The organism is Psychrobacter aestuarii (assembly GCF_904846035.1).
Classification (GTDB): Bacteria; Pseudomonadota; Gammaproteobacteria; order Pseudomonadales; family Moraxellaceae; genus Psychrobacter; species Psychrobacter aestuarii.
In genome coordinates this window covers 123518-144826 of sequence record NZ_CAJGYT010000001.1, presented here as the reverse complement: position 1 = coordinate 144826, position 21309 = coordinate 123518, and the positions used below count along the sequence as shown (strand labels likewise).

17 protein-coding genes are annotated in these 21309 nt (G+C 47.4%); 3 read left to right on the top strand and 14 right to left on the bottom strand.

Translation table 11 applies throughout. The features are described 5' to 3' along the window. Window positions 1–97: 97 nt before the first annotated feature. The 14 genes from JMW05_RS00590 to JMW05_RS00525 all read right to left on the bottom strand — a co-directional run bounded on the left by JMW05_RS00590 (window position 98) and on the right by JMW05_RS00525 (window position 17865). Window positions 98–3331 (bottom strand): DEAD/DEAH box helicase, encoded by a 3234-nt coding sequence (locus JMW05_RS00590; RefSeq protein ID WP_201503496.1) that lies wholly within the window; start codon window positions 3329–3331, stop codon window positions 98–100. 9 nt (window positions 3332–3340) lie between these two features. Continuing rightward, complete coding sequence (locus tag JMW05_RS00585) at window positions 3341–4777, bottom strand: EH signature domain-containing protein (protein ID WP_320158752.1); 1437 nt, start codon at window positions 4775–4777, stop codon at window positions 3341–3343. A gap of 2 nt (window positions 4778–4779) precedes the next feature. Further along, window positions 4780–5511: a type I Zorya anti-phage system protein ZorB1 gene (zorB1, locus tag JMW05_RS00580; protein ID WP_201503495.1), complete on the bottom strand. Its 732-nt coding sequence runs from the start codon at window positions 5509–5511 to the stop codon at window positions 4780–4782. Between the two features lie 17 nt (window positions 5512–5528). After that, window positions 5529–7586: an anti-phage ZorAB system protein ZorA gene (zorA, locus tag JMW05_RS00575; RefSeq protein WP_201503494.1), complete on the bottom strand. Its 2058-nt coding sequence runs from the start codon at window positions 7584–7586 to the stop codon at window positions 5529–5531. Window positions 7587–7845: 259 nt separating this feature from the next. Further along, window positions 7846–8277: an acetyl-CoA carboxylase biotin carboxyl carrier protein gene (locus JMW05_RS00570; RefSeq protein ID WP_201503493.1), complete on the bottom strand. Its 432-nt coding sequence runs from the start codon at window positions 8275–8277 to the stop codon at window positions 7846–7848. A gap of 47 nt (window positions 8278–8324) precedes the next feature. Next, window positions 8325–9512, bottom strand: a complete 1188-nt coding sequence (locus JMW05_RS00565; protein ID WP_201503492.1) for an NRAMP family divalent metal transporter — start codon at window positions 9510–9512, stop codon at window positions 8325–8327. A 33-nt stretch (window positions 9513–9545) separates the two neighbouring features. After that, on the bottom strand, window positions 9546–10289 hold the full coding sequence (pxpA, locus tag JMW05_RS00560) for a 5-oxoprolinase subunit PxpA (RefSeq protein WP_201503491.1): 744 nt from the start codon (window positions 10287–10289) through the stop codon (window positions 9546–9548). Next, complete coding sequence (locus JMW05_RS00555) at window positions 10279–11202, bottom strand: 5-oxoprolinase subunit C family protein (protein WP_201503490.1); 924 nt, start codon at window positions 11200–11202, stop codon at window positions 10279–10281. Before JMW05_RS00555 ends, pxpA begins: the two co-directional genes overlap by 11 nt. 49 nt (window positions 11203–11251) lie before the next feature. Next, window positions 11252–11917: a 5-oxoprolinase subunit PxpB gene (pxpB, locus tag JMW05_RS00550; protein WP_201503489.1), complete on the bottom strand. Its 666-nt coding sequence runs from the start codon at window positions 11915–11917 to the stop codon at window positions 11252–11254. Between the two features lie 27 nt (window positions 11918–11944). Further along, the gene (accC, locus tag JMW05_RS00545) at window positions 11945–13291 is read right to left on the bottom strand and encodes an acetyl-CoA carboxylase biotin carboxylase subunit (RefSeq protein ID WP_201503488.1); all 1347 of its coding nucleotides are present in this window, start codon (window positions 13289–13291) and stop codon (window positions 11945–11947) included. A gap of 86 nt (window positions 13292–13377) precedes the next feature. Continuing rightward, window positions 13378–13887: an acetyl-CoA carboxylase biotin carboxyl carrier protein gene (gene accB / locus JMW05_RS00540; RefSeq protein WP_201503487.1), complete on the bottom strand. Its 510-nt coding sequence runs from the start codon at window positions 13885–13887 to the stop codon at window positions 13378–13380. Window positions 13888–14534: 647 nt separating this feature from the next. Then, window positions 14535–15944: an APC family permease gene (locus JMW05_RS00535; protein WP_201503486.1), complete on the bottom strand. Its 1410-nt coding sequence runs from the start codon at window positions 15942–15944 to the stop codon at window positions 14535–14537. A 127-nt stretch (window positions 15945–16071) separates the two neighbouring features. Then, a complete protein-coding gene (locus JMW05_RS00530; protein ID WP_201503485.1) occupies window positions 16072–17496 on the bottom strand; it encodes an aldehyde dehydrogenase family protein in 1425 nt (474 codons plus the stop codon). A 186-nt stretch (window positions 17497–17682) separates the two neighbouring features. Next, the gene (locus JMW05_RS00525) at window positions 17683–17865 is read right to left on the bottom strand and encodes a hypothetical protein (RefSeq protein WP_201503484.1); all 183 of its coding nucleotides are present in this window, start codon (window positions 17863–17865) and stop codon (window positions 17683–17685) included. Window positions 17866–18542: 677 nt separating this feature from the next. On the opposite strand from JMW05_RS00525, the gene JMW05_RS00520 reads away from it, so the two are divergent. The 3 genes from JMW05_RS00520 to JMW05_RS00510 all read left to right on the top strand — a co-directional run bounded on the left by JMW05_RS00520 (window position 18543) and on the right by JMW05_RS00510 (window position 21292). Then, complete coding sequence (locus JMW05_RS00520) at window positions 18543–19343, top strand: helix-turn-helix domain-containing protein (protein ID WP_201503483.1); 801 nt, start codon at window positions 18543–18545, stop codon at window positions 19341–19343. 233 nt (window positions 19344–19576) lie between these two features. Continuing rightward, window positions 19577–20725, top strand: coding sequence for a tyramine oxidase subunit B (locus tag JMW05_RS00515; protein ID WP_201503482.1), 1149 nt, complete (start codon window positions 19577–19579; stop codon window positions 20723–20725). A gap of 141 nt (window positions 20726–20866) precedes the next feature. Further along, window positions 20867–21292, top strand: a complete 426-nt coding sequence (locus JMW05_RS00510; protein WP_201503481.1) for a Rid family hydrolase — start codon at window positions 20867–20869, stop codon at window positions 21290–21292. The last annotated feature ends 17 nt before the right edge of the window (window positions 21293–21309 follow it).

The window sequence follows — 21309 nt, the reverse complement described above, 5'->3', positions numbered from 1 at the left end:
GTTAGAATAAGCAAAGACAGCCCTTCCAATATATTGTTAGCAGGACAAGGGTTAATTCTTAGTCCTGAGCATCGTCATCTATACCAACTGCTATGCCTTATGACTGAAAAGACTGCAATAGCTCTTTTTCCAGCTCTATACTGGGTTTTAGCATATCATCGGCAAGTTTACGTTTGCTCGATAGCAGCTTATCTAGCTTAATCTCGAACGTCTCAAAGTTTGGCGCGGCGATAGAGGGATAATAGACGTAAACGGCTTTCTCTTGACCGATACGGTACGCTCTATCCGTGGCTTGGTCTTCTTTGGCAGGGTTCCAGCTACGTGTGTAGTGGATGACATGGTTTGCCTTTTGAATATTGACCCCAAAACCTACGGCAATAGTGGACAAAATAATAACGTTAAAACCGCGTGTATTTTGAAATTTATCAATGGTGTCTTGGCGCGTTAGCCCTTGTTTGCTGTTGGTATTGGAGCTGCCATTTACTGTGGCAACATTCAAACCAAACCTTTGCATGAGCAAGCTTTTTAGAAAAACCTGAACCTCTCTTAACTCAGTAAAAACAATCACCTTTTCTTCTTTTTGTTTGATAGTCTCAAGCGTAGACAGTAGCCATTCAGCTTTAGGCGAGCTTTGTAGTGGGGCATGCTGTTGGTACTTTAGCGGGTGCGCGCAAATCATGCGTATTTTATGCAGTACAGCAAGCATGCTTCCCCTGTTACCTTGCTCGGAAGAGTGTTTAAAATCGCCATAGGCATGGTTGTACTGCTCAAGCTGTAGTGGCGATATGTTAATATTTTTACAATCATTGACTTCGTGCTTTGGTGGTAAGTCAGCGACGTCATACTTCATACGTCTAAGCACTTGCGGTGCAATAAGCGCTCTTAAATGCTCTAAGATACGGTTGTCTTGGTCTTCGTTTTTCTCAATCGGACGCCTGTAGTTTTTATTGAACTCGCTTAGCGAGCCAAGCAGATTTTCTTGAATAAAATCAAACAAACACCACAAGTCAACGAGTGAATTTTCTACTGGTGTCCCTGTACAAGCGATTTTAAAGTCTGCCTTTTGTGCTTTTGCTGCCTTGGTCACCATGGCGGTTGGCACTTTAATCTTCTGTGCCTCATCGCATACCATAATGCTCCAATCAACGCGACCCAAAGAAAACTCCAAGTCGCGCATGGTTTCGTAGGTCGTCAATATGATATCAGCATTACCTAGCCAGTCTTCCTCTAGCAAGTTTGTGATGCCATAATTGTTTTTTAGCTCAGCCGAAATGGCATGTTTTGGTATTTTTCGTTGCTTTAGACCATCACCATACAGCTTTAAGATAGTACCGAATTTGGCACTAAAAAAGCGCTTCGCCTCAGCCTCCCAGTTTTCGAGCAGCGACACAGGCGCGACCACCAATACAGGCTTTTTGTGTTCTGCTGTTTCTAGATATTCACCGATAAAGCTCAGTAATTGCAGCGTTTTACCCAGCCCCATATCATCTGCTAATAAGCATCCACCGACTTGGTTGGGTGCGTATTGATAGAGATTCTGTAGCCATGCAATCCCGTACTCTTGATGGTTTTTTAAGGCAAATTCTTGATTTCTAAAGCTAGAGGGTATTTTTGCTGTAGGACGATTGCTGTCATCAAACAATAAGATTTCAGCACGCTGTTTTGTAAAATCGGCTTCGTCTATATTGTTGGCGATAAGCAGTGTCGATTTCTTTTTTTTCTCACTGTCCTTTGACGCGTCTGTCGTAGAAGCAGATTCTGCAGTATCTGGATTCTGTAAACGAGCTAATAACTGCTTCGCATCAGCGATGCTTAATGGTGCACCTGTGTCAGGATGCCGTACCTCGCTATTACCATCTGCCTCTGCCTGCAAAATACTTTGCTCAAGTGCCATTGCCGCATCAGTCGCCGTATCAGCATTCATGTCCGTAGTGGCTGCCAAACCACCTTCTGATTCTGTCTCGAGATGTTCAGGCAACCATCCAGACTCGCCACTGTCCTTTTGAATGGCTTTGGTATTGAGTGGCTCTGCCTCACCAATACCCACAACCCTATCACTGTATCTGGTTAAGTCGAGTACCGTTTTGGCTTGTAAGTCGTCGTCATACTGCTGAATCTGCGCCAAATTATGTTTTAATGCGTCAACCTCATTATCCAAATATCGGTTTTTATCTATCGTATATCCTGCCCACATAAGAGTGGGCGCAGGCTTTTCGTAGGTGTCAATAAAATGACCGATTTGGCTAAGATTGACAAGTGCCAAAGTTTTTGTCGGTTGGTTACGCTCAGAGTTTTCATGCAATGTTATGGTCACTGAAACCAAATGCGCGAGGTCGTCATAGCTTTTTTCTAGACGCGCACTATAGGTAAATATCTCTGCTTTTTCTTTAGATGCAGTAAAGCTGTCTTCAGAGATGACCTGTGTGGCATCTTCACCCAGCTGGGCAAAGGGATTGTGCAAAAAGGTTTGCGCACGTTCGCCAGATACACGGCGATTGGGCATTTTTTTGATTTCGTTTAAGACGTGCTTGACCTTTGGCTCAATAATGACATGCGCCAAGCCACCTTCAGGCAAGCTGATGGTATACTGGTTTTGCACCTCGTTGTAACTGTCAAATGCTTGCAACCAGTTTTCAGGGGCGTCATTAAAGCTGGGCTGTATCTCTACGACAGACTCGGTATCAATCAAATTTTTACGTAAGTTAAGTTGCAGCACTTCTGGCGCAAGGACGATGGTATCTTTTAAAAATTCGTCCATATTGGCGCCACTTTTCGTTGCCAAAGTGCGTATTTGCGCCCAGTATTTTTTGTTTGTGTGCTCGTCTTTAGGCGCTAAACGATAAAAATCTTTAATTTTTTCTAGCAGCGACCACGTCGCCTGTGAGAGCAAATATTCCTTACCTGCAATAGTGACAATCGCACCTGTTCGCTTGACGTTATCTGTTAATCTAACATGGTTCTTATCCAACCAGCCATCTAGAATGATTTTAAAATCAGGGTCGCTCAACCCATTTTCACTACGAATCAGTGGACGTAAATCACTGGTCGGTGGTAGCGCGAGTAAATGAATAACGCCTTGATGCTCAGGGTCTTGCTGAATTTGAAACAGTGTTTCCCACGGGAGGACATAATGACCATCAAGCTTATAAGCGATGTCTTCATCTACCAGACTCTCCCAGTAGCTATGCGTATCTGAAAACGTGTCGGCAGTGCCAGAATACTGTAACCCGATATCGTCGTACTTTAATACGGCTGCCGCATGACTGTTAGCCGCCTGTTGGTTTGTCTCAGGCTCTGTACGCTTGTTTTTTTTCCAAAATGCCAATTTCATAATTGTCTCTTAGTAGCGTCTTTTTTGATACGCATATCTTGATGTTGGCTTGCTTTCTTTATTGGCAAATATTCCAATCTCAGCAAGTCGCTCATCAAAGCGTTTTTCCCAATTACCAGCGTGGCTCAAGCCTATACCTTCGTTATAGTCATTTTTGAAGACAGAGCGCTGTTTATTTTTTAAATCTGATATCGATGTTGACCTGCGTTCTGTATTAAACGGCAACTGGCTATAGCCATAACAGGCGTTGCCTGTATCTGAAAAATCAACAATATAGACATTATCAATTTTTAATAAAAAAGCGTTATTGCTGGGCGATGAGCCGACCAGCTCCTTTAGGCGACCACGGTTCTTTTCTCTAAAAGCTTTGTGCTCAGGGTTTTTAGAGCTCCAAGCAGCCGAGCCTAAAAATATCTGTGAAAAGGATATTTTATCGATAAATTTAATCCAGTAATCGAAACGATGCACATCAGCGGTGTGACTGAACAATTTAAAGAAGGCTTCTAAGTCCGCTCTAACGAACCACTGAATGACCATGTTTTTGGTTGACTCGCTGACGTTTTTCCAGCCTGCGGCAGCGTCATACTGCGGATTGCCCCAATGCGTCAAACAGACTTGTTTTAAATCTTCATGTACCAAGCCACGCTGTGAGGTAGATGCGTAACGCTCAAGCAGTGCCTTTAAAATGTCTGTGGTATACAGCTGATTTTGTTGTTGTAGTCGCAAAAAATGCGGAATCATGGCAATAAAATCATCTTCTGCCATATTTTTTATCGATTTTATACAGGCTTCTATCAGACTTTGCCAAAACCAGCTGTTGGGTGCGATATTTAAACTCGCCAGCTGCGTGCTGACGCTATTATTGCCACTGTGCAAGAAGTCTTGAATAAATCGCTTAGATGGCTCATTGGACAGCACCTCAGGATAGTCGCTAAGTGTCGTCAGCCACTGCTTTGGACGTGGCGTATTTTGAAATAGCGTAGAACGGTGTGTGTTTAGTATCGCTCTGAGCGCGACCCAGTTGTTAGGACGCTTGTCTATCTCACTTTTTTCTACCGCAAAGTAGCTATAGAGTAAGGGAAAATAGACTGTCTTAATGCGCTCAAAATGCATTTGGTTAAACTGCTCGACCAGCTGAGTACCTACAAAGGTAAATAGTATTTTTTCCTCATAGTTCAGCAGTTTTTGACTCAATGCCCAAGACAGATTCTTCCAGTCACGCTTGCTCAGATTGGTTGCGCCTTTTTGCTCCAGTTTTGCAAGTGACTTAAGCAGCTTTTCTTCAACAGGCTGCGCATTTTCAATCTCATCGAATCTGCGTTCAATCAGATGCAGTGTTTTTGTCAGTCGATGCGGTTTGACAAACTTATCAAAGACTCGGTCGTCATCAGCAAACTTGCGTACACTTCGATTCAGTCTGTCTTGTAGGGCAGTAATACTCATCATAATCACCGTGGCAATTGACAAATCTCAATAGGTGCAGACACAAAATTTGGCTGCTCTTCGGCAGTGTCTTTGTCTTTTAGTCCGTAAAATTGCATACGCAGCTCAACACGGCGAGAGGCTTCTTTGCTGTCCTTTGCGGCATTAAAGGACACACCGCCTGCCAAAAACAGCTGTTTGATTTGGTTTTTTTGTGCCTCTGTTAGTGTTAAGTTTGGGTTGAAATTAGGGTCTAATAAGCTGCACATCACCCATTCAGAACGGCGTAAGCTGAGGTTTAAGTTGTACAGATACGAGCCATCGGTATCCGTAAACCCTTCTATCACAATTTGCTTAAACCATTTTTTACCATTGTCACTATTGGCAGCATTTAAAACCACAGGGACTAGGGTGCTGAGCGCCTCTATACCTGCCTCGTTCAGACGATAATCATTATGTCCAAAGCGCCCTGCTTCACCAAAGTTAATACGGTTTTCTTTACAGTCCACAGTAATCAGCGGATTTTTTGCGGCAAGCTCCGTTTTCATACTGGTGCAAATGTCCAAAATCTCTGATGTACGTTCTTCTTCCGCCTGCGTGGCTTCATTGATTTTTTTGGTCACTACCATCAACGACACCGCCATCACCACCAAAAACAGGGTCATGAGAGCGGTCATTAAATCTGCAAATGAAATCCAAAAGGGCTTTTCACCTTCGTCTTTTTGGCGCACTTTTTTGGCATATCGGTTACCAAGCATTGGTATTTACTCCAAAATTAGCGTCTTGTTGCTTGTGTAAGATCCTCAAGATCTTCAACCACATTGCCAAGCCCTTCCACACCTGTGGCAAGACGTTTTACCGCCTGATCTAAAGTGTTGTCAAAAGACATCAATGAATGATTTAAGCTCTTTTCCACTGACTCACCAAAGCTGTCAAAGCTGTTGACCAAGACATCGCTGACTTGATTGAGATATGTCTGCATTTCTGAGCCAACTTGGCTTAATGACGTGGTCATTTTTTGCATATCAGTGAGCATTTGAGTACTCATGCCTGCCTCAGATTGAGATTGCTTGAGTAGATTCTCTAATGCCGTGATTGCCACATTGACACTATTTTGCGAGTTTTTATAGTCTCGAATCAGCTCAATAAGATTGCTACTGGCGCTGGTGAGGTTGGTCGATGCGGTATTGACTTCTTTAATCAAGGCTGTGGTTTTGTCTGTGACTGTGCTTAAGCCGTTACCCGCCGTGCTAAAGGATTCGGACGCCTGACGCATTTTTTCTGCACCAGCATTCATACCACTGATACTGTCTGTGGTCACTTGTGACAGCTTTTGGATGTTGTCTTTGTAAGCCTGCGTAGTTTCTTGACTTTGCGTAATCAGTGCCTGTATCTCGCTACCCAAGTCATCAATAAGTGTCGAAGACTGCTCGTGTAGTTTCTGCTGATTGTCTGCAATTTGACGGTCTTGCTCTAGACGCTGATTGGCAATATTTGAGAGCAGTCCTGACATCGCGCCGTCTAGACTGCCGACCAGCTCGCTTACTTTTTGATTGAGCTGCTCAGTCGCATGTAGGCTCTGCTCGCCCATCTTAGCCGCGCCTGTCGATAACTGCTCGACCATGGTATTCATTTGACTTGCCATTGCTTGCTGCTTTTGCTGAATGTCTTCAATCATCGCAGCCATCTGCGTTTCTAAGGTTTTGGTTGAGGCTTCACTGTTAGTTTGCATATCAGCAATCAGTTGCGAAAACCCCACCTGCATCTCACGCATGGCGCTTACAGACTGCGTCATCATGTCGCTCATGCCCGTCATCTGACTGCCGAATGTGGTCTCAAGCTTACTCATAAATGCTGTCAACACATCTGTCATCAAATCTTGAACGGCTGAGCCTTGGTCACCACTCACCTGCTGTACACTAGAGGCAATTTTATCTAACGGCTCTTGAAAGCTGTCTTTGATAGAGTCTCCGATCTGTGCTGCCATAGACTGGCTGGATTGGGCATAAGATTCGCTGAGCTTAGCGGCGAGCGCTGCCTGACTCTTGCTGTTTTCTGCCGCCAAATTAGTCATCATGGCTTTTAGATCATTTACCAAGCTGTCTTTTAGCTGTCGAGCGTTGGCTTCATTGGCTTGGGAAGATTTTAATAGCTCATCCAAGTAATACTCGCCATTTTTTGCGGGCGTAAACGTATTATCAATCGCTGTAGTTAACTCATGTAAGGAGGCATAACAACTTCTTAATAAGAATTTCTCAATGAATGTTATAACCATAGCGGCTGCAATTGCTAAACCAGAAGCCATGAATGCTTCAGCAACACCTCCTAATAACAATCCCAAGCTGTCATTCACGTTTTCAGGGTTACCTGCAGGATCAAATGCCCACACACCAACCAACAAACCCAGAAAAGTCGCAATAATACCAATACCAGTAATTATTCCTGGCAAGTGTTTGAAAAACTCTACATTCAAGTTATTGTCAACAATGACAGTCTCAGAGAAAAAATAGTCACTAGGCATCGTGGCTAGCGTATTTTTGACAACACTTTCTCCATCTATTACCTCATATTCATTATGCAAGGTCTTTTTGTAATTTACCCATGCTTGTTTTAAAGTGTTTTGATGCGAAAACTTTTCATCTAATACATCTTTTCCTTGCTCAGTATTATCACTCAGATATTTTGTGACATCTGACATTTTCTTATTTAATCTGACCGCAGGAAGTATATATTTTGCTGTGAAGAAGGAAAGCGCAATAACCAGAATGACGCCCATGGATATAGGCAAAACAAAATAATCTTGGAGGAATTGTGCCGTCTCTAAAGCATTCATCAGTGCTACCTAATATGTAAAGTAAACATTAAGTGTTTCATATAACCCATTCATACTAAAAGCATTTAACGATTGTTTGCTTGGCGTTTTGGCGCTTATAAACGGGAAAAAGGCTGCAAACTGCATATCTACTTGCAGTTTGCAACCTAAAGAAACAATATAGTAACACGTAAATTGGTATAGCTAGAATAGAGAAGTGCAAAAACATGAACAAAATTTAGCCAAAGTAGTATGATGTCAACTATCAATGGTTACTCGGCTATGAACACCTACCCCCCTCAACCTCAAAAATCTCTTGCCCGTATTCCACACCTTGACCATGCTCAGCCAATATCGCACTGACAATGCCATCATGCTCACTGACCACAGGCAGCAGGCGGGTCAGCTCTTCGATATAGCAGACCGTCTGTCCTTTTTCTATAGCAGCGCCGACGGTCACCAGCGCGTCAGTCGCACCGTCTTTGCTCAGATAAAGCATACCGACGTGTGTCGCGGATACTGTTTTTACCGCATCATCGCCGCTGTCTGATGCTTGCGGCTGTGCTGCTTTTTGCTTGCCCGCAGGTGCGGTCGCGCCCGCCGCTGTCTTATTGGTCACTTTGATAGACTGCGCGCCATCGGTGACACTCACTTCATGCAGTTGGCTGCGCTCGACCATTTCAATCACGCGTTTTATTTGTTCTATGTCCATGATTCATCTCCTGATTATTGATTGCGCTATGGTGTGGCTGCTGGCAGTTAGCTCATGCCCAAGTAATTGGCGATGGTCATGACGCTGAGCACACTCATGGCGATGGCGATTAACCAACCAAAGGCGGCAATCCATAGCGGGTGACGATAGTTACCAATGATGTTTTTGCGATACGCCGCAATCAAAACAATCACCATCGCAATCGGCAAGACCAAGCCGTTGAGCGTACCGACCAATACCAAGACCTGCGCAGGTTTGCCGATGGTGGCAAAGACCAAAGTCGAGATGACGATAAAGCCAATGATAAAGTAGCGCTTGTGTTGCTCAATGAACGGGTGAAAGTTGGTCATAAAAGACACGGAAGTATATGCCGCGCCAATCACTGAAGTTACCGAAGCTGCCCAAATCACGATACCAAAGACAATCTTGCCCACATTACCTAAAATGTGTTGAAACGGTGACATTGCAGGGTTGGCAGGGTCTAAGGTTAAGCCTTGTGAGACCACGCCAAGCACGGCAAGGAATAAAAAGACGCGAATCACGGAGGCGACCAAGATGCCTGTGATGGAGCTGCGCGTCACTGAATCTAGATTTTCTTCACCCGTCACGCCCGCCTCTAACAAGCGGTGTGCGCCTGAGAAAGTAATGTAGCCGCCGACCGTACCGCCAACAAGGGTCACAATCGCCATCGCGTCAATCTTTTCAGGGGCGATGGTGCGTACTGCCGCCTCGGCAAGTGGCGGATCAGACTGGAACACCACATAAATAATCAGGACAATCAGCACAAAGCCCATAAGCTGGGCAAACTTGTCCATAATCGGTCCTGTCTCACGACCCAAAAAGATGGCGACCGCAATAACACCACTGATGAGCGCGCCTGTAATCGGTGAGATATTAAACACTGACTGCATGCCCAAACCCGCGCCGCCGATATTACCGATATTAAACGCGAGCCCCCCTGCGATAATCAAAAAGGCAAGCAGATAGCCGACGCCTGGAAAGACCTTATTGGCAATCTCTTGCGCGCGCATTTTAGAAACTGCCACGATGCGCCAAACATTCAGCTGTACACCGATATCCATGATGATAGACACCAAGATGACAAAGCCAAAGCTCGCCAGCAAGCTTTCGGTAAAGGTCGCCGTTTGGGTCAAAAACCCTGGTCCAACGGCGGAAGTCGCCATCAAGAATGCCGCACCCAAGATGGCGCTATTGTGTTTTTTTAAAGTACTCATAAACAAACGTCCTTGTTCTATGCCATTAACCCATTAAGTGTGTGATGCTGCGATAGTGATGCCTTTGTCTTGCAGTTGTTTTTTAATCTCTTGCGCAAAGGCGATGGCGTGCTCACCGTCGCCGTGCAGGCAAATGCTGTCCGCCTCGACAGGCACTTCGCTACCGCAAACACTGGTCACCGTGCCTTTGGTAATCATCTGTAGCACATGGCGCACGGCGGCATCGGTATCGGTGATAAGCGCATTGTCTTTTGTGCGTGACACCAAGGTGCCGTCTTTTTCGTAGTTTCTGTCGGCAAAGACTTCGGAGATGGCGTGCATACCGTGGCGCTTGGCTGCCGCGACCAGCTGTCCGCCTGAGAGTCCCATGACCTTTAGATTTGGGTCAAAGCGCTTGATTTCGCTGACGATAATGTCGGAGAGTGTCTCATCCGCTGCCGCTTGGTTATACAGCGCGCCATGCGGTTTGACGTAGTCCAAAGACACGCCGACCAAGTCACACAGCGCTTTGGTTGCACCCAGCTGATAGGCAAGTAAGGCGCGGTAGCCTGTTTCATCCAGCGTTTGCTGGGTGCGCCCAAAGTTGTCTCTATCAAAAAATCCTGGATGCGCGCCGACGCGGACGCCGTGCTCTTTGGCAAGCTGCAAGGTCGCCAGCATTTCGGCATACGAGCCTGCGTGCAGTCCGCAGCAGACATTGGCAGAGCTGACGATACGCATCAGTGCCTCGTCTTGTCCGCAGTTTTCGGCGACATCGGCATTTAAATCAATGTTCATTGGCATACTCCTGTATTTCATGGATATAGCGTTGTCGGTGTTGTTGTGCTAAAAAAGCCTGTTCGGCATCAATAAGTTCAAAGCGGCATGATTTACCAAAGGCAATCTGCGCCATCAGTCCAATATCGGCGTCAATCACGGCAGCAATCTTTGGATAGCCACCTGTGGTCTGCGCGTCTGCCATTAAGACAATCGGCTGACCTTGCGGCGGCACTTGAATCATGCCTCTATCCACGCCGTGCGAGGGCATCTGTAATGGCTCGGACAAATCAAGCGTCGCTGCCCCTGCCAAGCGATAGCCCATACGGTTGCTGCTGGTTTGTAATTGCCACGCCGTCTCAAGCAGTGCTGTGTGCGCCGCTGAGGTGAAGTTTTCGTATTCGCTGCTTTTGATGATGCGAATCGTCTCAGGTCTGGTAAGACGCGCCACGCCAATACTGGGCAAATGGGTAGCGGTGTTGAGGGCTAAGCTATCGCCCGCTTGCAGGGCGCGACCATAAATACCGCCAAAGCCTGCGGACAGATTGGTACTGGTCGATTGCAATATCGGCGCGACGGCAAAACCGCCATGCACGCACAGATAGCTGTACATGCCGTCTATCGGGCGCTGGAGTTTGAGCGTCTGCCCTTTTTTTGCGTTAATGCGCCAATAGCCTGCAAGGCGCTCGTCATCGAGATAGGCTTCGTACAGCGCGCCTGTGATACAAAAGCTCACGTCCTCAGTGATCGCTATCGTCATGCTGCCCAGTGCCAGCTCCAGCGCTGGCGTGTTCGGTGGGTTTTTCATCAAGGCATTGCCCGCCTGTAGCGCCCAGCCGTCCATCGCGCCGCTACTGCCTACGCCCATACTGCGATAGCCCAAGCGCCCTAAGTCTTGAATACTGCTCGGTGCATTGAGGGTTAAAATATTCATGGATACCGCCTAGTGAGTCTTATTTATTGGTATAAAGCTGTTGTGCTGATCACGCTTCATAAATGTCTATCGCCCGAAAACACAAGGTATCGCCTGCACTCAGCAGCGTGGGCGTGCTGTCCGCCAAGTCAAACAAGGCGGTATCGGTCTGCCCGAGCAGCTGCCAGCCGCCTGGTGAGGAAAACGGATAAATCCCAGTCTGCTCGCCGCCAATACCGACCGAGCCTGCGGGCACTTGGGTTCTGGGCGTGGCGTGGCGCGGGAAATACAAGTCTTCAGGCAAGCCGCCCAAATACGGAAACCCCGGCTGAAAGCCAATAAAGTACACAGTATAAGTGGCGCTGGTGTGGCGCTTGACGACGTCTTCTACGCTCATGCCAAGCGACTGCGCAAGCGCGGACAAGTCAGGACCGTATTTGCCGCCGTAATGGACGGGGATTTCGATATGTTTGCCATCGATGTGCTTTTCAGGTATGTCATCCAGCAGCGCGGTGAGCGTTTCTTTTAGCGTTTGAAACGCGCGCCATGTCGGTGCATTGCTAAATACGCTTAGGCTATTCATACCGATAAGGACTTCTTTGACATCGTCAAAGGGTTCGATGATGTCCGCCAGTGCCCAGCATTTTTTTTGTTTGTCCAAGGTGATGGGCGCAGGAAAAAACAACACCAAGTTATGTTCACTGCCAATGTGCCACTGTAAGGTTTGTAATGCCATGCTGTGTTGCTCCGTTATCGTTCGCCGTTATACGTTGTCTTGTATCCACTCAGACAGATAATGAATGCTCATCTGTCCGTCACAAAAGCCCGCGTCCGTAAACAAGCGCTGATGCAGCTCAATATTGGTATCGATGCCCGTGATGCTCGCTTCTGCCAATACCCCTTGCATCTTTTGGATGGCAGCGGCACGCGACTGGTCGTGTACACAAATTTTGGCAATCAAGCTGTCATAAGCAGGCGGCACAAGATAACCCGACTCGATGTGGCTATCGACCCGTACGCCGCAACCTGCAGGCAGGTGGCAGTAATCAATACGCCCCGCATTGGGCAAAAAGGTGCGCGAATTTTCCGCATTGATGCGGCACTCAAAGGCGTGTCCTTGTAGCGTCACGTCTGCTTGGCTGTGCGCGAGCGGTAAGCCTGCGGCGATGCGTATTTGCTCACGTACGATATCAATGCCTGTCACCATCTCAGTGATGGTGTGCTCGACCTGTACGCGGGTATTCATTTCAATAAAATAAAACTCGCCATCTTCAAACAAAAACTCAAACGTCCCTGCCCCGCGATACTGCATTTTTTGGCACGCCGTCACACACGCCTGCCCAATCTGCTGACGCTGCTGCTCGGTGATGCCTGGCGCGGGCGCTTCTTCAATGACTTTTTGATGGCGGCGCTGCATGGAGCAATCCCGCTCGCCCAAATAAATAGCATTGCCGTGCGTGTCGGACAAGACTTGTATCTCGATATGGCGCGGATGCTGTAGATACTTTTCCATATACACGACCGCGCTGCCAAAGTTCGCTTTTGCTTCTGTCTGTGTTAAAGCAATGGCGGACAATAGGTCGGCTTCTTTATCAACGACGCGCATGCCGCGACCGCCGCCGCCGCTTGCTGCCTTGATAATCACGGGATAACCGACTTGACGGGCGATTGCCAATACTTCATCGTCATCGCTGGGCAGCGCACCGTCTGAGCCTGGCACACACGGCACGCGAGCTGTCATCATTTGCACTTTTGCGGCGACCTTATCGCCCATCGTGCGGATGTTGTCCGCCGTCGGTCCAATAAAGCAGATGCCCGACTCGGTAACCAGCTCAGCAAAGTCTGCGTTTTCGGACAAAAAGCCATAGCCTGGATGGATGGCGTCCGCCTGCGTCAGGCGCGCCGCTGAGACGATGGCGCGATGGTTTAGGTAGCTTTTGCTTGCGTTGGCAGGACCGATGCATACCTTTTCATCGGCAAGGCGCACAGGCAAGGAGTCTTTGTCCGCCTCTGAATAGACGATGACGGTTTGGATGCCCAGCTGCTTGCAGGCGCGGATGATGCGCAGCGCGATTTCGCCGCGATTGGCGATGAGTATTTTTGAGAACATATGTGTCTTTCCTAAACAATCCATGTTTGCTAACACCTTTTGTAGGGTGGCGTGATTGGCGAGCGGCTATACCAAGACCAAGCGCGTTATGCGCTCGGCTCAATAACGAGCAGCGGCTGCCCGTACTCTACGATGTCGCCATCATCGACCAAGATATCTGTGACCTTGCCTGCATAGTCTGCCTTGACCTCGTGCATCATTTTCATGGCCTCGATGATGCACAGCGTCTGCCCTGCCTCAACCGCTGCGCCTACCTCAACAAACGCCTCAGCATCAGGGTTTGAGCGGCGATAGAACGTACCTAGCATGGGCGCAGGCACCTCATTCGCGGGCGCGTCTGCCGCATTCGGCTCGCTTGGTGCGGCATTTTCATTATCGTTATCATCAAGCGTATCGGGTGTGCTCGTGGTGTCTGTGCTTGCGCTTTTCGCCGCTGCTGCGCTGCTCGATGGCGCTACTGACGCGTTGCCAAGGTTGGGGTTCGGCTGACAGATGATGTTGATGCGCATCGCACCATCAGTGACTTCTAAGGCATGAATGTCCGCATTTTCGGCTATCTTTATCAGCTGCTCGAGGTGGTTAAAATCAATATTCATAGTCGTTACTATTCCATTAGTTTTGCGGTTTTTACTTTTATGGCGGCTTAATCTAAAACTCTTAACATCAACGGTTTAAAGCAGAACAAGCATAAAGCGATTGTATGGCGCGCCTTTTTTAGGCAGCACGCTATACGCCAGACTCGGTATGCTGGTTGATGGGTAATAAATCAGTATTGTTTTTGCAAAAGGATGCTTGCGCGTAGGCGTTAGGCGCACTGTGCTTCACACAAGGTGACTGCGGCAAGTTTGTGCGGCGTATTAAGCGCGGTGTGACATGTGACATGACTGCTTCCTTGCATCAGTACTTATGTGGGTTGCGATAAATGGTGTGTATCGCCTTGTAATACTGCTGTGGACAATATTTTCTTGAGACTTCAGTATTTCTTTATCATCCATAATAAAAAAACATCAGCAATCGCAGTATAGACGCAATATTAATCATATTTAACTAAATATATGATTTATATATATTTAATAAAATTACCTTGGGATACATTTACCGTGGTAACAGTGATTGCAGTCCCTACAGTAAGATGAATAACAAACTTTTTCAAGCAACTATTTATTGATATGAACAATGATTGATTGACAATAAAAAAACCCTGCGGGTGCAGGGCTAGAGCGATATCAGGATTTCTTAGGTTTTAATTGGCTTCTATCTCATCTGCTTCAAACAAGCCTTTTTTCATATATAGCTTGACCCAAATAGCCGCTATCGTACCAATCACCACCAATATACCACCAAAGAAGGTGAAAATTTGCGACGCCATTTCAGGGGTTGGTGAGCTGTTGATGATGACATAGATCATCGCAATGATGCCTAGGATTTGTGGTATGGGATAAAACGGTGTCTTATAAGGACGCGCACGGTTCGGTGCACGGCGACGCAAGACGATCACATCAATATGCGCAATGATGTAAGCCAGCAGGTAACTGAGCGTGGCAGCAATCAAGAGTACAATCACATAATCAATGCTGAGCGCCAAGAAAGGAATCATGATTAAAAATGCCATTAATAATATCGCCACCCATGGCGCACCGAATCGGTTGACTTTCTTTAAAATAGGGAACGACTGATTTTGTTCTGCCATACCGTAGAGCATACGTGGCAAGGCAGCCAAGATGGTGTTGGCACTACTAAAGGTCGCGGCAAGCGCCATGACCGCCGCAACCATCATACCCGTTGGACCAAACACAGCGATGGCATAGTCGATATACGGTACATCAGAAGTCGCCAACGTCTCAGCGCTTAGGAAATGCGTCGCACCAACGATAAAGATGACGTACATCACAAAGATAAAGGTCACGGCAATATGCATCGAGGCGGGAATGTTTTTGGTGGGGTTTTTGACCTCATTAATCATTGGACAAATAAACTCTGCACCAACGAAGAGCCACATAGATAACGCAATCAGGCTGATAAAGCTGCCATTGGTCACGCCTTCCATACCAAAGCTGACCTGTGGACCCGTGATTTCAGGAATCGGCGCCAAATCAAAAATGGCGACGATACCGATAAATAAGATAGCGCCTACCATCACGACGACGATAAGGTTTTGCACCTTAGCAAAGATATTCGCGCCGTATAGGTTTGTAATACACAGCAGCAGCAATATCAAAAGCGCAAGAAACTTCGGCGGCATCAGCCCCGGAAAGACCGCTTCGAGTATGGCATCGACCAAAAACAGCTCGACCGTCATACCCAATATGCCAACCAAAATGTAGCCTGCATAGACAGAAATGATGGCTGGGAAATGACCGATGGCTTTTTGGGTGTAGGTTGCCAGTGTGCCCTCTTCTGGAAACATCAGCGATAATTCAGAAAAACTCATGGCATTAAAATGCGCGATAATCAGCCCAGCTACCATAGCGGCAATAAACGCACTGCCGCCGATACCGATACCTTGTAGACCTGAAATCATAGCGCCTTGCGCCACGACCAAGCCAATGCATATCGAAATCATGGACAGCAGACCGATTTTTTTGGCGGCGCTGAGATAAGGTGTGGCTGTACTGCCACTGATCACGTCACGGGTGTTGGTTATGTCTGTCATAATGTAAGCCTTTGGGTAAAATTCAGGTTGTTTTAATTACGAAAATATCGTTACTGATGTGTCTTACGTTTCACATACATCAACCACTTATGAATCAAGGCACATCTATCGCATCTCTTAGCGTCTACTAAGACTTTGCTGTCTGCATCGTTTGTATGGATGTGAATTCCTTTAACCCAGCTTCGCCGAAAGCAACGCCAAAGCCTGAACCTTTTACCCCGCCAAATGGCGCATCGGGCTGCAACATGGCATGATTGTTAATCCATACCGTGCCGCACTCCAAGCGCGCACCGATACGCTGCGCATTTTCAATATCGCTCGACCACACCGAGCCGCCAAGACCAACAGACGAACGGTTGGCACTGGCAATCGCTGTCTCCACGTCCGTGAATTTAATAATCGGCAAAATCGGTCCAAACTGCTCTTCATCGACCAAGCGCACGCCGTCTTGAATGTTGTTGACCAAGGTGATGGGATAAAAATAGCCCGTCTCATCGAGCACCTCGCCGCCGCACAAAAAGTTTGCGCCGTTGTCTTTCGCATCTTGCGCAAGTTCCTTGACAATATTGAGCTGCTTTTCGTTTTGTAAGGGACCAAAGTCGGTATCGGCATCCAGCCCATTGCCTGTTTTCATGCTGTTTGCGATATTGGTCATGGCAGCGCACAGCGCGTCATGCACATCTTCATGGACGTACAGTCTTTTGAGCGCCGCGCAAGTCTGTCCGTTATTAATAAACGCTGTCGCAAAAATCTTGCCCGCAACCGCGTCAATATCCGCATCCGCAAGCACAATCCCTGCGTCATTGCCGCCAAGCTCCAATGTGAGGCGCTTGAGGTTGTCCGCTGCATTTTTCATGATGGTTTTGCCTGTGGGTGTCGAGCCTGTAAAGATAATTTTGGCAATGTCCTTGTGTGCCGACATTGCACCACCAATCTCAGCCGCACCCGGCACGATGTTTAACACGCCCTTTGGCAAAATATCATTGGCAAGCGCACCAAAATACAGCGTCGTCAACGGCGTCATCTCTGAAGGCTTAATCACCACCGTGTTGCCTGTAATCAGCGCAGGAATCATGTGCCAAATACCAATGAGCAACGGGTAATTCCACGGCGTAATCGAGCCGACCACACCCAGCGCCTTACGATGAATGGCAATGTGCGCGGCGTCATTGTCTTGGATGACCTCAGGGGGCAGCGTCATACTGGCAGTCTTGCGTATCCAATCGAGGGCGATGTTCAACTCAAACCCTGCACCCAGATTGGCAAAGCCGTGTATTGGCTTGCCCTGCTCTTGGGTCAGTAGCGTGGTCAAGCGCTCAAGATTGGCTTCTAGCGCATCGGCGAGCTGTAGCAAATGGTCGCGGCGCTCGGCATAGCTCAGCGCTGACCACGCAGGAAACGCAGCTTTGGCAGCGGCAATGGCGGTATTAAGCTGCTCAAGACTGGCTTGCGGGCAGCGCGCCACGACAGATTTGTCAGCGGGGTTGATGACATCAAAATATTGATGGGCGGCGACTTTTTCGCCATCGATGATGAGGCTAAATTCTTGCATGATACGAGTCCTTGTAAGCAAAATGATGGGAAGGATAAAGGTAACGGCTCTACGTCACGGTGATAAAATAAAAAACTTTTGTTTAAAAAATAGCAATACTAGGATTGAGTCAGATATATCAAATGAAATGTCATATGGCATCTCAGGCATTATAGGCGCTATGATGAAACGTGCGAAACGCTGTTTCTATGCCCTGTCCTTGACTTGAGAATAATCACGGCGCACGCCGATTCTATCCCTTATATTCTGGCGGATGGGCAATATTTTTTGGTTCGAATTGGGAATGGCGCTTATGCGAACATTTGGGATAGCGTACTGGGCGCTCAGGCGGATTTTTACACCATGGCCACTGGAACGGGTGGGTTTCATAGATAACATCCTTGTCGTCTGAAGATAGAACAAAGCGATTTTTAACAGATTATTGTCTTATAAAATCCTATTTTTTAATCACAGGACATTCAGTCGCACCACGCCATTGACAATCCATTTTTACTGCAATTAGCAGGTCGATAACGCTTTAGCGTGGTAAATAGCTGACCAAAATAATGGACAATAGTCTTACAAATCTATAAACATTTTCGCTGTTTGAGACTTGATTTTTGCAGATATCTTTATCTTTTATCAGCGATGTGTATAATGAATATACTAGATAGTTGAACTTTCAACAATTATTTTTTTCAATTATTTTGCACGTTTTTCTGATGGCTTGTATTTTCAAAGCATGCGTCTTGTGGCGCAAAGCAGTGCCGATATGTGGGCATGACTTGCCAAAAATGACACGCGTTCGACCGTCTGTTTTGGCATACGAACAGCGAGATAGTGATGCGAATATAGGCAGATAGGGACAGAACGGCGCTGCATGTATGCTGCGTTCATGCTTTGTCTTAGGTGTATGTGCTGCAATTGATTATAGTAAATGCTAAGGCGAGCAGCCCACATAATGGCTGTAGCGAACAAGATGACTGCTTGAGATTTTTATTTTTAACTATTTGATACTACTGATTTTTTAATATTTATTGCGGTATGACTATAGACAGGGACGTCTCATGAATGCACACCTCATTAAGCCACTTCAGCCTTATTTTATGCTGTATACCCAAAGCAGCTATCAAAAAAAATACATCAATCGTGAGGGCATCTCGCATTTTTACTGCTTTACCTTAGAGCATACGGCGATGGATGTGAATGTCGTGCCCGATGGCAGCATTGATATCATCATCAAGCTGCACGACACCCATCCCGAGGCGTGGGTGTGCGGCAGCTCAAAAGCACCGCGCAGTACCTTGATTGAAAAAGGCTGCTCGTATTTTGGCGTGCGTTATCAGATTGGCGTTGCGCCAGATTTTTTGTCCATTCAGCCAAAGGATGTCGTGGAGCAAAGCATACCGCTGCACGAGCTGTCGATACTGAGCGAGCCGCTACTTGCCAGCCTATCCCAGTGTGACAATTTTGAAGCGTATATCGCTACCTTTTGGCGTATTTGCGGCGCGCGTAAAGGCGTGGTCGAGCGCTCGGAGCTGTCGCAAATACTGGTCGCGCTGATGATTGCTCATCGCGGCAATATCAGTGTGGCAGAGCTGAGCAAACACAGCGGCTACTCAGCACGCACCATCAACAATGTCTTTAACAACTACTACGGCTTGTCGCCCAAGACCTTTAGTCTGATTTTAAAATATCAGCAAGTCTTAGACCAGCTGATGCAAAGTAACGGTGAGCGTTTGACCGACCTTGCGACCGATATGGGCTATGCCGACCAGTCGCATTTTTGCCGCCAATTTAAACGCTACAATGGTCAAGCGCCAAGAGAGTTTCAAAACATCCTTAAGCAATACCACTACAAGGCGTAGCCTCGCGCATCACAGTGTCACAAGTGCGCCAAGCCATTGGTAATGACGATTAACCCGTTGTTACCAATGGCTTTTTTATTGCCTTGTCATTATCCCGTCCTGTTGGGCGCTGTACTGATTTTTTATTTATCACGCTTATTAGGCATTGCCGATTTGTTCTATTTCTGATTTTTAGAATATGCAACTATGAAATGGTCACCCGTACCACCAACTCATAAGGATGTGAAGCCATCATGACTACGGAAACCCCCAATACGCATATTGATTTTATCTATCTGTCAGAATCAGACATGATCGCCGCTGGCGTCACCGATATGGCACAGTGTGTCGATACCATGGAAGATATGTTCAAGCTGCTACACAGTGGCGACTATCGCATGGCAGGACCCAACAGCGACTCGCACGGCGCGATGATTACTTTCCCTGAAGAATCTCCCTTTCCAACCATGCCCAAGCCCACCGCCGATCGTCGTCTGATGGCGATGCCTGCCTATCTGGGCGGCGACTTTCAAACCTGCGGGGTCAAATGGTACGGCTCAAATGTCGCCAACCGCGAGATTGGCTTGCCGCGCTCTATCTTGATGTTTACCTTGACGGATGTGGTGACCTCAGCGCCGCTGGCCTATATGTCGGCAAACCTATTATCCGCCTATCGTACTGGCGCCGTTCCAGGCGTTGGCGCACGTCATTTGGCGCGTAAAGATTCTAAAGTCATTGGTCTACTCGGACCAGGGGTGATGGGTAAAACGACCGTTGCCGCATTTATGGCAGCGTGCCCAGACGTAGATACCATCAAAATCAAAGCCCGCGGGCAAGCCAGCCTAGACAGCTTTACCGCGTGGCTCGCTGAAACCTATCCACAAATCACCAATGTCCATATCGTCGATAGCGTTGAAGATGTGGTGCGCGACTCTGATTTGGTCACCTATTGCAACTCAGGCGCAACTGGCGACCCCTCCACCTATCCCATCGTCAAGCGCGAATGGGTCAAGGCGGGTGCATTCTTAGCCATGCCAGCGTCTTGCCGCTTGGATGATGCCATGAGTGGCAAAGATGTGCGCAAAGTCATGGACAGTATCGGTCTGTACACCGCGTGGTATGAAGAAGTGCCTAAGCCTGCGCACAATCACATTCCACTGGTCGGCATGCGCTTTATGGACATGATTGAAGAAGGCTCAATGACCATGGATGAGCTAGAAGACCTCGGTGAAATCGTCTCAGGTGTCACCCCCGCTCGTCAAAATGACGAAGAAATCATCGTCATGTCGGTTGGCGGTATGCCTGTCGAAGATGTGGCGTGGGGCACGGTGGTCTATCGCAATGCGCTTGAGCGCGGTATCGGCACCAAGCTGAACTTATGGGACACGCCAGCGCTGCGCTAACCTTGTTGCCATCTGCATTGACATTGATACCTGCCACTCATTTATAAGCGCTGTTTTATAGTCGGTGGCAGGTATTCAACCTTTACATTTACTCTTTATAAAGCATTCCTTTTTCTCTTTATTCATAACACGAGCATTCCTATGACCACCGTAACCAAAGTAACAACAGGCTCAGTACTAGAAGAAAAGACCAGCTATTCGCGCTTGGTCTGTGTCGATAACCTTATCTTTGTCTCAAATACCGCAGGGCGCTGTCCTGAGACCAAAGAAATCCCTAAAGACTTAGAATCACAAACGCGCCAAGTCTTTGCCAATATTGAGCGCGCGTTACACGCCGTTGATGCGTCATTGGCTGACGTGGTCAGTACCCGTGTGTTTATCCCAGACCCAAAAGATGCCATGACCGTAATGACCATCTTTGGTGAGATATTCAAAGGCGTTGACCCTGCCACGACCGTCAGCTGCGCACCGCTCAGCTCTAATTCTTATAAAGTAGAAATCGAAGTGACCGCCTATAAGGGTGCATCAGCGGCAAAAAGCACCACCATCAACATCGGTCACGCGTAATCTGTAATCAAACCGCG